This window comes from Bradyrhizobium sp. SZCCHNS2022, from assembly GCF_032377575.1.
In the GTDB taxonomy this organism is placed as follows: Bacteria; Pseudomonadota; Alphaproteobacteria; order Rhizobiales; family Xanthobacteraceae; genus Bradyrhizobium; species Bradyrhizobium aeschynomenes.
Map to the genome: position 1 here is coordinate 6443379 of NZ_JAUHHZ010000001.1, position 12037 is coordinate 6455415.

Consider the following 12037-nt stretch of genomic DNA (forward strand, 5'->3'; position numbering starts at 1 on the left):
CGGATGGCAGAGACGGCCGTTCCGTACCTTCGCGGCAATTGGCCGCCTCGGCGAGCGTAACTAGAGGTTGGGCGCTCGCCGTCACCGGTTCGAGAGCCAGGGCTGGCGGGCCCGAGCGCGAGCGACAACACGGGCCCCAAGCTTTCGCCCGAAGGGCTTGGCCTTGACGCTAGGGGTGGCAAGCCCCCAATTGAAAAGGGAGAGCGAAATGGCGCGAGCAATACCGAGTTTAGCTTCTTACATTTTCGAGTCAGCGAGCCCGGAACTACATCTTGTTTTGCGAGGCCACCTGCATCTTGAAGCGGTCCTGAATGAAATTCTTTTCCGCAAGAATGTATCAGAAAGCCGCCGAAGCATGTTTGCTAACAAAGTTCGCGCGGCCTTTGAAGAAGGATGTATCGACGAAAAGCTGAAGGGCGCATTGCTCGCCATCAACAGGCTACGCAACAAGCTTGCCCACGAACTTCATTTCCGGGTCACATTCGATGATGCTTTTACGCTCGTGAAGGAGGCGGCACGTGCCGGAATCGACTTTAGCGACGATACGATTCATATAGATCGGACGAAAAGTGAGGAATGGTACGGCACCCAAGGCGTCTTGACCGAAGTGATCTCCAATACGTTTCAGCATCTGGTCTGGGAAAACGAAGCTACTTTCACCAAAGATGAAATTGGGTCTTTTCTCGGCTAGTGCGCCAGGATCGTCACTCGGATGTGACGATACGGATGTTCGCCGCCTTTGCGGCTATTAGCCAGGCTCGGTGAGCGCCTGCGCAAATAAGAGCACATTCGGGGCTCCCGACGCGCCACCCACCAAAGACAGTTGTATTGCGTAGCGCCACACGCTACGCTTAGTCCGACTCGAGTGGTGTGGTTTTTGCCACTGGAAACGGTCAGATTGTATGCATAAACCTGATGATGTTCCTCATCCGGGAACGCGTATCAAGACCGAAGTCATCCCGGCTGGGATGTCCGTGACCAAAGCTGCCCAGCAAATTGGGGTGGGTCGGCCCGCTCTATCGAACCTGCTGAATGGGAATGCGGCGTTGTCCGCAGATATGGCGGCTCGCCTTGAGAAGGCGTTCAAGTACCCGCGCAAGGATCTCTTGGAGATGCAGGCGCGATACGACGCGGCGCAAGCCAAACAAAAAAATGCGCCCGCTGATGCCAAGGCGTATGTGCCGCCGTTTCTAGCAATCAAGGCCAATGATGTTGAGCGTTGGGTCTCGCACAACATTCCGGCGCGGAGCCGACTTTCCGTTTTCTTGCGGAGTTTAGTGCACTCGACCGGAATTGGCCTGACGAAAGTTGATTTCCCCGGCAATGACGATGCCGAGCGGCCGGGCTGGGACGGGTTTGTGGTGGCAAGCGAAGGAACGCCTTGGGTGCCCGTTGGGCGCTCTGGTTGGGAGTTCGGCACCAACGAGGACGTCAAGGCAAAAGCCGATAAGGATTTCGACAAGAGCGTAAGGGCGCTCGACAGGAAAGAACGCGCGGACACGACCTTTGTGTTTGTAACCCCCCGCCGCTGGCCCGGAAAGGACGCTTGGGGCGCGGGCAAGCAAGCGAAGAAGCTTTGGAAGGACGTTCGCGTCTATGACGCGAGTGACATCGAGCAATGGCTGGAGCAGTCGTTGCCGGCGCAGGCATGGTTTGCCAACGAAACGCGCGTTCCTGCCCACGATGTTCGGTCCTTGGACAAATGCTGGGCCGATTGGGCCAACGTCTCCACCCCGCCGCTGACGGGAGCTTTGTTCAGTTCGGCCATCGATGCTGCCAAGCGCACTATGCTTTCGCGACTTTCCAAACCTCCGGAAGGACCCATCGTGATCGCAGCAGATTCGACCGAAGAGGCGCTTGCATTCCTCGCCCAATTGCTTGGGGAGCTGGGCGGCGATGAGCTGGCTGCGCACCGCGACCGCGTTCTCGTATTCGACAAGCCGGGTGTGCTGTCGCGTTTGGCGGAAGGCGCGCAGACTTTCATTCCGGTAGTGTTCACGCGCGAGGTTGAGCGGGAACTCGCTCCTTACGCGAAGTCGATGCACTCCATCGTCGTTTACCCGCGCAATGCGACAAATAGCGATCCTGACATCGTTCTCGAGCCAGCCAGCTACGAGACTTTCAACAAAGCGCTTGAAGCAATGGATAAGGACCGCGACGAGATTTCGCGGTTGGCGAACGCATCGGGAAGGTCACTGACCGTTCTGCGTCGCCAGCTGTCGGCGGTCGATGCGGTGCGGAGGCCTACATGGGCGGCGGACAGCTCCACCGCAGCAAGCCTTGTTCCATTTCTGTTCGTCGGCACCTGGAACAGCCAGAACGAAACCGACAAGCTCGGGCTTTCGCTGCTTGCCGGAGAACGCCCGTATGCCGAGCTTGAGAAAGAGTGCCAAAGCCTCGCCCAACTGAACGACGCTCCGATCTGGTCGATTGGGACTTACAGGGGCGTGATCTCGAAAATCGATTTGCTCTACGCCATCGCAAGCGCCGTCACGCCTGATGACTTGACCCGTTATTTCTCCATGGCTCGCATGGTGCTCGGCGAAGACGATCCGGCTCTCGATCTTGCTGAAGATGAACGTTGGGCCGCGTCGGTTCACGGGAAGACGCGTGAATTCACCACGGCGTTCCGGGAAGGCATCTCAGAAACGCTGGTGTTGCTGGCTGTAAATGCGCACCTGTTCAAGACCCGTCTCGGTGTGGATACCCAGATTGAGGCGGTGCGGGTCGTGCGCGACTTGCTGCCCTCGCCGTTAACGACACGAATTCTGGAAGCCAACGACCGCGACCTTCCGACCTATGCGGAAGCAGCGCCGGATGAGTTCCTCTCTATCCTCGAACGCGACCTGCAAACCAGCGAACCCGCCGTGCTTGGCCTGCTGCGTCCTGCAGACGCCGGCGTGTTCGGACGCAGCCCGAGCCGCACCGGCCTGTTGTGGGGACTGGAGGGTCTGTCGTGGAATTGCGCGACGCTGCCGCGCGCTGCCTTCATCCTTGCGCGCCTTGCGCAGGTGGAGATCAACGACAATTGGGTCAATAAGCCGACCCATTCGCTGGAATCGATCTTCCGGGCTTGGATGCCGCAGACAGCGGCAAGCCACAAGGATCGTGTGGATCTGATGAAAAAACTGGCCGAGCGATTTCCTGATATCGCTTGGAAGATCTGCGTGGCGCAATTCGGCACGCATCATGGGGTCGGTCACTACAGCCACAAGCCCCGCTGGCGTGTCGACGGTTACGGATTCGGCGAACCTTTCCCCACGTGGGGACCAATTATCGAATTTATGCGCGAGATGGTTGAGATGGCTCTGACCTGGAAGGAGCACACGCTCGGCACGCTGTGCGATCTCGTTGAACGTCTGCACGATCTAACCGATGCCGATCAGGCGCGTGTATGGACACTGGTCGAGTCTTGGGCAAAGACCAAAGCGAGCGATGCCGACAAGGCGACGATGCGCGAGAAAATCCGTGTCTCCACGCTTTCGCGTCGGGCGGCCAGGCGCGCAAAGAAGAGCGCGAAAGCGGCAGTAGACTTGGCTACGGCAGGCAGGGCGGCCTATGCCGCGCTTGAGCCGAGCGACCTCCTGAACAAGCATGCATGGTTGTTCCGCGACGGATGGGTGGAGGAAACCGCCGATGAAGTCGAAGACATTGAGAAAGTCGATTTCCGCAAGCGCGAAGAGCGCACCCAAGAACTAAGGACCGAGGCGCTACGCGAAATCCGTGAGAAGCGCGGTCTTACCGGATTTTTGGAGCTTGCCGAACGCGGGAAGGCCGCTTGGATCATCGGGGTCCTTGCGGCCAGCGCCGTGCTATCCGAACCCGAACTTAAACAGCTTCTGCAGCTCGCCCTCGCGCCAATCCTCGCCGGTAACGAAGAAGTCCACTCGTACAAGAACCTCATCGCTGGGGCGGTGCGTGCCCTGACTGACGATGTCCAGCGTAAATCGGTTTTGAAGGGCGTAGCAGAAGGTCTTTGCGGCGAGGACACGGTGCGGCTGCTCGTCCTGGCACCATTCCAAAGCACCACCTGGAAACTGGTTGATGCGCTCGGTGAGGCGGCTCAAGCCAAATACTGGAGCGACGTCTCGCCGGACTGGATCCCCCACGACCAGGCCGAAAACACTGAAGCCGTCGAACGCCTGTTAGAGGCCGGACGCCCGCGCGCCGCCTTTTCCTGCACCCGGTTTGAGCCGGGAAAACTCGACGTGCAGCTTCTCTTCCGCCTCCTGTCTGAAATGGCGCAAGGCGGCAATGATCAACCCGGTCAATACATGCTGGAACACTACAATGTCGAAGAGGCGTTCAAGCGTCTTTATGGCAGTTCGGCACTGAGTCTGGACCAGAAGGCGGGACTGGAGTTCGCATACATTGAGGTGCTGGCGCGTCCTTGGGAAAGGCGCGAGAGCTACGGCATTCCCAATCTTGAACGGTACATTGAAGCCCATCCCGAGCTTTTCGTGCAGGCCGTCACTTGGGCCTATAAGCGCAAGGATGATGCAAAAGACCCTGAGGAGTTCCAGCTTCCGCCCGACCGCGTCAAGAGCATGGCCGAGCGTGGCTACATGCTGCTTGAAGCGATAGAGCGAATCCCAGGTCACGACGACCTCGGCGAGCTGAAGGCAATGCATCTTGCAAAATGGGTCGCAACCGTTCGCGAATCATGCGCCACGCTAAGCCGCGCCGACATCGCCGACATTTGCATCGGAAAAATGCTGTCATGTGCGCCGATCGGTACGGACGGCGTATGGCCGTGCGAGCCTGTACGAGATGTGATGGAAGAAGTTCAGTCCGAAAAGATGATGAGTGGAGCCCGTACCGGCGTTTATAACTCGCGTGGCGTTCACTGGCGCGGTGAAGGCGGCAGTAAGGAGCGTGATCTAGCAGAGAAGTATCGCAAATGGGCGCAAGCGCTTCAAGTTTCGCATTCGTTCGTTGCTTCAAAGCTTCTGATGGGACTGGCTAACACGTACGATCAGGAGGCGAGCCGCGAGGACACCGAAGCTGGCATCAGGAGGCGTTTGCGGTAGGCGAGCATATTCATGGCACCTTTTTTCAACGATTTTTTGGAGTGACGCGCGATCGGTGTGCGCAATCGAACGATGCATGTTCGTCCATGGTCCGGTGCAGGTGGAGAGGGAATTCTCCACACCCTGCTGGTGGCTGCCGCGGGGCGGCGAAACGCCTTCAGTCGGTTGGGGGCGGGGGATCCCGCGCGGGGTCCGGCGGCAAGACGCCTGACCATGGGGCTCGGGGAGCATTGAGGCTCCCTGACGTGGTGGTGAAACGGGCAGGCGTTTCGCTGATGCGGTGATGGCTTGATGCCGTGAACCGCACCAAGAGCCGGAGGGACCCAATCGGGAGCGAGCCAGTGAGCTTCTTTACCAAAGATTGTGTGAGTGTATGACCGTAATCATGTTGCGAGCCCTGCGAAGCTTTCTAGGGCCTAGGGCAAAATTGACCTGATGCACCGTCCACACTGCCGCTACTTCGCTCGACAACGTATCGGTCAACAACCGGAGTTAGGCAACTTCGAGTTTCCATTTCGGTACTCCAGTCCCTAAACCATTCCCGAGATTGCCAGCCACCCATTAATCAGAACAAACTGAATCAGTCCAAGCCATCCACTGTTGCGAGCTGTTCAAGCTGCCGTCTCAAGCAGCAATTTGAGATGGTTGCAGGTCCCCGCAGCCACTTCTATCATAACTCACTCGCCGTCCCGGTCTAAACGGCGGGACGATTGAGATGGATAACGGACCGGGCGCTGCCGCAGGAGTTCGAATCCCTTCGGGCGCGCCATTTCAGAACAGAACTCTGAACACCGGCTACGCCGGATTTTCCGCCTGAGGCTGCGATCAGGGTGCGCAGCAGTTCGGATTTCGATCTCATAATGCGGACCTCGGTGTCGGCGACCTCGACACGCTGGGCCAGGACGCGAAGGTGTCGTCGACCACGCAAATCGCGGTCTGATCCATGCCGACATCCAGTCCGCAGAGGAACTCCATGGCGCGCCTCCCGTGTTGGTGAGAGCGCTCATTTTGCGCCGCGTCAGCGGCTGGGCGGTCAGGCGATTACGGACGGCACTGTCAATCGGGCTCTCCTTTTGGCAAGTCACCCGTTATCCTAGATTATGAGTGAAGGGCAGCGGCCCCATTGTGCCGTGGGCGAGCGCGTTTGCCGTCTGGGCCTTGCGCTCGCCCAACCCAAACATGGCCTCATGCGGCCAAATGCACTAATTTCAAATCTGGACCACCCAACCGGGGCAGGCCATCTTTGGGACGGACCGATGGAAAGCATGACCATTAGGCAGGCGTCGGTGCCTGACTCCATCCTGTCCCGTTTGGACGCGAGAGACATCGCGCTCTGGGTCGGTAAAGACGTCGCCAGGGCCGCGAACCCGGTCGCCTTGGCCGACATCATCCGATTGCCGTGGCGAGCCGTGCTTCTCGACGGAGGAGACCCCGCGCTTGAGACCGCGATCCTTGCGCAGGAGGATCCGACCGACTTCAGGGTTCTTCGTCGGGGGTATCCCATTATTATCGACGGCAACCCTGCGGACGTCGTGCTGCCTCCTCGGAGCTTGCCGATCTACAGGTACGACAGCGGTGGCGGGGCGGGTACCCTCGCCGCGGGGCTCTCGAGATTGAGTATTCTCAACGAGCTGGCGCGGGCCAATCCGCGCGAGATGCTGGTGCTCTCATCCGAGGCGACCGGCGTCCCGGCGGACCTCCGCGCCCTGTGGGAAGAGGGCTTTCGGCCGCTCACGACGATCGTTGGAGACCACGCGACGCTCCTTGCCGAGGCCGATGGGTGGCGACGAGCCCGCGCCGCCGGCGGCTCAATCGCGATCGTCGAGAAGGACATCGCTAGCTTCGCCCACGAACTTTCTACCCGGTATGCGCAAGCCCATACCGGGGAACGGGTTTTCCTTCGCGTGCGGAGCGCGCGCGGCGACACGACGTCGGTCGATATAACCCAGGTGGACGACGCCCAGTATCCGCTGCTTGGACGCTACGAACTCATCCAGGATCAGGATCTCCGGCCCCTCGCGCCCGAGGATTTGGCGGCGGAGACCGTCGAGGGGTTCTTCCGCGATCCGAGCGCGTCATGGCAGCCCTACGCGGCAGGCCTTCCTTGGCCGCGGGACGACGTGGCGTGGCCTAAGCTGCGTCATATATTGCGGCGCTTAGATCGCAGCGGCTCCGAGGCCAACACGGTCGCGTTCATCCGCACCGAAGCTGGCGCGGGCGGAACGACCCATGCGAGGATGCTGGCATGGAGGGCCGCTGCCGAGGGCTATCCCACCCTCTTCGCCAAGGGGGCGCCATTCAAGCCAACCTCGCTCGATATCGTCAACTTCATGACGCGAACGATTGACGCCGAGAAGCGGAGCCGCGGGGAGCCGGACGACGGTCGTCTCTACGAAGCTCCGTGGCTCATCGTGTTTGATCGAGACCATTGGGAGGGACGCGACAGCGACCTGCGGAGCTTTCTACGGGGACTCGAACAGGGCGGCCGCGCAGCCTGCGTACTCGTTATCACAGGCCCCTACGCGAGCATGGAGTTCATGAGCAGCCCTCGCTTTAAGGAGATTGACCAGCTCACGCATGAAGTGCCACGAGCCGGCGCGGTGGAGTTCGGCCAGCATCTCAATCGGTATCTTGCGCCCCACGGACCTGTCAGAAGGCCCGAGGAATGGCAGGGATTCTTCCAAGCCTCGGCCGTACACGCGGAAAGCGGCATCTCCTCCTTCTGGGTGGCGCTGTCCTTCTGGCTCCAACGGCAGATCAACATGAGCGAGACCGTACAGTCTTGGCTGTTCAGGCAGTTTCAGAGCTCGGTCGTCGATCCGCAACTGCGCTCGACGCTCGTGGATATCGCCGCGATCAGCACCGAGAGACGTCCTCTGCCGGAGACTATGCTCCCCGCAACCGTCGACTGGCCAGTGACGCAAAAGCTCGAGGACCTGAGAACCATGATCGGCGCGATGGGCCTGATCAGGTTGCGGCTCGAGGGGGACAGGTATTGGGCACTCGCCCACGATGTCTTAGGCCGATATCTGCTGAATGCGATCTACTACGATCGCTCCGCGCGAGAGGAATTCGGCTTCGGCGAGGCTTCGAACACCGAGCATCTCCGCTTCCTCGCACTTCGGCGACTCTCGGCCAATCCCGCTTTGGGGAACGCATCTAACAGAGCGATCGCGGAGGACTTCGCGGTCAACATCTTCAAGATCGATCCTGATCACGGCCACGGCACATTCGTGCCCTATTGGCGCGAGGCCCTGGCCGCCTTGGACGCGATGCCAAAGCTGGTGTGGCAGACGAGCCGCGCCATGCGGCACCACTCCGCGATCTCGCGGCGACGCATCGCGAAAGACAAGGTGCTCTTCAGCCTGCCCGAGAGCGAGCGGTTGGACCTGCTGTGGCGGGCGGTCGAGGATATCCGGTTCGCTCTCGACATGATTCCCCGAGCCGAGGGCGAGGAGTCTGACCTCAACCTTTACAACTCGCTGGCGCGGGCATATCAGGATCTTCACGATGAGGCCGCCGCGACCGGCGCGGCGACCGACGAGCTCGAACGCCTGCGAGGACTGGCGCAAGACGCGACGCGCCGAGCTTTCCAGCTCAATCCCGATAGTCCCTTCGTCGTGGAAACCTACGCGCGAAGTCTGCTTGGGGAGGCCAAGGCCAATCCGCTGAAGGCGGCGGAAAACGCCATTGAGGTGCTAAACCTAATCTACTTGGAGATGGAGCGTGATCGCTCGGCACAGCGACGCTACGAGTTGAGCCGTCTGGCCGAGGTCGCTATCGAGAATCTCCTCGTTTCGGGGGGAAGGCACCGGAATTCCGATAACCCCGAGATTGCCCTGCTCGTCGCGGCGCTCAACGCGCTCACCCACGATGTACCCGATGTGGCCGGGATGGGCCTTGGTGACTTTCCTGTTGAGAATCGATTGGAGGCCGCGCGAATACTCTCGAATCCGGACGTGCAGTCGAACCTGCAAGCCGTGCGGATGCTTTACGCCCTCACATGCCTGGACAGTCCTAGGGCGTTCGAAGCTCAGCTCTCGCTCCTGGAGGCGCTCCTGTCCGGGGGATATCCGGTCAGCCCTCAACAGCGCCTCGAACTGGCCGTCCTCCTACACCAACGCGGCCGTTACGAGGACGCGGAGCGTCTCTTCAAGCAACTGCGACCGCTGTGGCGCACGGGCGAGTTCTTCGTGCAGGTGCCGGATCGACTTCGTTGGCTACTGGATGTGAACGCGAGTGATCGGCTTCAGGTCAATGCGCGTGTCACGGCTGGAGGAGAGGGACGCAGCTTCGCGAATATCCAGGAGATGCGGAACCTCAGCGTGCCCTTCCGAGCCCACGAGTTCGGACAGAGGCAGATTAGCCCCGGCACCCAGATTCGGGGCTATGTGTCGTTTGCCCACAATGGTCCCTTCCTCCGCCCCCTGACAGCTTCGGCGGGCTAGGCCATGCCAGGATTGGTGGAGGACTTTGCTGCGCGCCTAGGTTGGGCGATCGCGAAGGTGAATATACTGGTCGAGGGAACACACGACGTCTCCCTCATTACACACGCGGCGAGACTTTATCGGTCGGCGCGCGGCGTGGAACTACTCGGAACTGACCTCGCGGTAATGCCCGCGGGCCTTGGAAATGAAGGGGGAGTGGAAGGGATAAACCGGCGGCTTCCAACCCTTCGTCAAGTAGCCGCGGCCGATCCGGACCAAAGCGGAAAGCTGAGGTATCGCTTCCTAGGACTTTATGACAACGACGTAGCGGGAAAGAGAGCGATCGCGGCCATCTCCTCATACGACGCGACCATCAAGAAGTACTCTGAGGTCTTCCTGCTTCGCCCGGTGATGTCCCTGAGGGGCGGCGCTGATCGCCGGGCCGTCCAGCAGCGCTTCGAACGCGACAACGAACCGTACAAAGACCTGGATTGGGAGATGGAGGATCTAATCGATCCTACCTTTCTGGATCTGTTCGAGGGCGAATTCCCCACCGCAGTTCACCGTCGGACCACCATCTTAGATCGAACCCATCGAGACTTCACTGAGCAAGGGAAGCGAGATCTCGTTAAGTTCGTCCAAGAGCACGCGACCCTCGACGACTTGTCGGACGTAATCAGGCTCATCCGCGCACTTCGGGACTACGGTCACTTGCGGAGTGACCACATCATTGTCAGACCATCATAGTTGTTCCGAGGCTCTACGCGTCGAGCGTCAGCTTTGGAGAGCGAGTTCAAACTCCGCTCATGGCGAAATCTCGCCTCACATCACGGCGATGCTGACACACCGACGAGCAAATATTTCGAGCGGCAGCTATAGCCATCCCGAGCCGCTCGCCGATTTGAATTGCTACTCGGCAAGCTGACTTTCCGAGAGCGGCCGTGACCTGCCGCTGAAGTGTCATCCAGCAGCGTTTAGAGCCCGAGCGGGGTTGCACTGAGACCGAACTTTGGACCAACCATAACTAGAGTTTTGCGCCTGTTTCACATTGGCGGGCTGGTTGCGCCAGCGTGGCTTTGCAGCAAAATCGGCGGCTGGTTGCCGATCGCGCCATGGAGACGTTCTTCGTTATAGTACTTGCCCCAATTCTCTACCTTTTCCAGGGCGTCGGCAAGGCCAAGGAACCAGTGGGCGTTGAGACACTCCTCCCGGAAGCGTCCGTTGAACGCCTCGATGAACGCGTTGTCGGTGGGCTTGCCGGGCCGTGAGAAGTCCAGCGTGACGCCGCGTTGCTAGGCCCAGATGTCGAGATCTCGCGACACGAACTCGGTGTCTTGATCGACCCGGATGGTTGCCGGGAATCCCACTTCCTTGCAGACTCCTTCCAGCGTTTCCACGACTTCCAAGACATCACAGTGAAGGTCCCTTGCGTTCTGTCTCGTGACTGTTGTTCACGTTGCCAGCGCTTGACGTCTCCTCAAGTTCAGCTATGCGCTCAATCATGCTGTGGATCATAAGCTCGCAGTCGAGATGGGTCAGCTTGAGGATGCCGTGCTCTCGCAATTCCTCCTTAAGAATCGCTGCCATGATTGGAACAATGCTCAATTGGCCCTCTTCTGCTGCTGGCGCCTTGCACATCAAACTAATGTAGGGTGCGACTATTCTTCGTCGCTCGAGGTTCGAAATGGCAGGGGCGTGCGGGCAACGCTGCAGACTGCTTCGATTAGTAGGCGGACCGTCCTTGCATCCCAATCAATTTTTTCAACTGGAGCCTCCCAGTACTGGGACGTCACATAAGCCGCATGCCGCGCCTTCACGCCCAATCCGGCAATGGTGCACGCCTGTGTCTGCATGATCGCCCGCTCGATTGAGTCTAGACGGTCAAGAATCGTTTCAACCTGGCTTACCGCAATCTCGTCGCAGGCATTCTCGCCGCTCAAATATTGCCTTGAGTGCTGAGTTGCCGCCTGATCGCGGTGCAACCGCTCAAGCGTCAGCAATTCTTTAGAGATTGCGCTAAACTGTTGCCCGAGGGCAATGAGGGCCGCGTCAGAGTCGTAAGGCGCCGTTGCTCCAAGAGAGTCGGACGTTCCATTTTCAGCATAGTGTGTCGGCGGTTCGTTATCGGCGCGGATTTCAGTCATCTGTTTCTTCCGCATGCTTGCGCGTTGCGCCACCAGTGAAGTATGGCTGCTCAAGCGACATTTGGGGTGACGACGATTCTCGCGGCCACCCTCGTTGTTCCGAGGCGGCGGAGCGACTGGTCGTACCCAAGCTATCCGCAGGCCAGTTTCGGTGGCTTGTGGATCTTGGTCCCTAACATGAGCGCTGAGGTACTACGGTCCGGGGACGATGTCAATACCTGAGGCATCAAATGATGATAAAGGTATCGAATTGGTGGAGCTGACCAGTGAACTCGTTCGGGCGGCTCGGGCCCTCGTACGATGGGAACAGCGACATCTGGCCGAAGCTTCAGGCGTCTCTCTTCCAACCATTAAACGTTTGGAGAGCCAGCGCGGACCTTTGCGTGCACATGGTGTGACCGCCACGGCAATACGGCGTGCTTTGGAAGCCGCCGGG

Annotated in this window: 6 protein-coding genes and 1 pseudogene; 4 read left to right on the forward strand and 3 right to left on the reverse strand. The window is 59.5% G+C overall.

The genetic code is table 11. From position 1 onward, the window contains the following. Positions 1-208 precede the first annotated feature (208 nt). From QXZ94_RS28810 to QXZ94_RS28825, 4 genes are all read left to right on the forward strand, one after another. Complete coding sequence (locus QXZ94_RS28810) at positions 209-691, forward strand: hypothetical protein (protein ID WP_315724116.1); 483 nt, start codon at positions 209-211, stop codon at positions 689-691. Positions 692-902: 211 nt separating this feature from the next. Further along, complete coding sequence (locus tag QXZ94_RS28815) at positions 903-5030, forward strand: HigA family addiction module antitoxin (RefSeq protein WP_315724118.1); 4128 nt, start codon at positions 903-905, stop codon at positions 5028-5030. 1256 nt (positions 5031-6286) lie between these two features. After that, on the forward strand, positions 6287-9478 hold the full coding sequence (locus tag QXZ94_RS28820; RefSeq protein WP_315724120.1) for a hypothetical protein: 3192 nt from the start codon (positions 6287-6289) through the stop codon (positions 9476-9478). A gap of 3 nt (positions 9479-9481) precedes the next feature. Further along, positions 9482-10204: a hypothetical protein gene (locus tag QXZ94_RS28825; RefSeq protein WP_315724122.1), complete on the forward strand. Its 723-nt coding sequence runs from the start codon at positions 9482-9484 to the stop codon at positions 10202-10204. A gap of 296 nt (positions 10205-10500) precedes the next feature. Here the strand turns inward: QXZ94_RS28825 and QXZ94_RS28830 are convergent. From QXZ94_RS28830 to QXZ94_RS28840, 3 genes and pseudogenes are all read right to left on the reverse strand, one after another. Continuing rightward, positions 10501-10860 (reverse strand): annotated as a pseudogene (locus QXZ94_RS28830) (transposase); the annotation flags it as partial. A 7-nt stretch (positions 10861-10867) separates the two neighbouring features. Next, positions 10868-11062 carry a hypothetical protein gene (locus QXZ94_RS28835; protein ID WP_315724124.1) on the reverse strand — a complete coding sequence of 65 codons (195 nt, stop codon included), beginning with the start codon at positions 11060-11062 and terminating at the stop codon, positions 10868-10870. A 53-nt stretch (positions 11063-11115) separates the two neighbouring features. Further along, positions 11116-11601 carry a hypothetical protein gene (locus tag QXZ94_RS28840; protein WP_315724126.1) on the reverse strand — a complete coding sequence of 162 codons (486 nt, stop codon included), beginning with the start codon at positions 11599-11601 and terminating at the stop codon, positions 11116-11118. Positions 11602-12037: the final 436 nt, after the last annotated feature.

What these genes read in the sequence shown, in the direction of transcription:
- QXZ94_RS28810 (WP_315724116.1), top strand. Translation starts at nt 209, where the DNA reads ATGGCGCGAGCAATACCGAGTTTAGCTTCTTACATTTTCGAGTCAGCG.
- QXZ94_RS28815 (WP_315724118.1), top strand. Translation starts at nt 903, where the DNA reads ATGCATAAACCTGATGATGTTCCTCATCCGGGAACGCGTATCAAGACC.
- QXZ94_RS28820 (WP_315724120.1), top strand. Translation starts at nt 6,287, where the DNA reads ATGGAAAGCATGACCATTAGGCAGGCGTCGGTGCCTGACTCCATCCTG.
- QXZ94_RS28825 (WP_315724122.1), top strand. Translation starts at nt 9,482, where the DNA reads ATGCCAGGATTGGTGGAGGACTTTGCTGCGCGCCTAGGTTGGGCGATC.
- QXZ94_RS28840 (WP_315724126.1), bottom strand. Translation starts at nt 11,601, where the DNA reads ATGACTGAAATCCGCGCCGATAACGAACCGCCGACACACTATGCTGAA.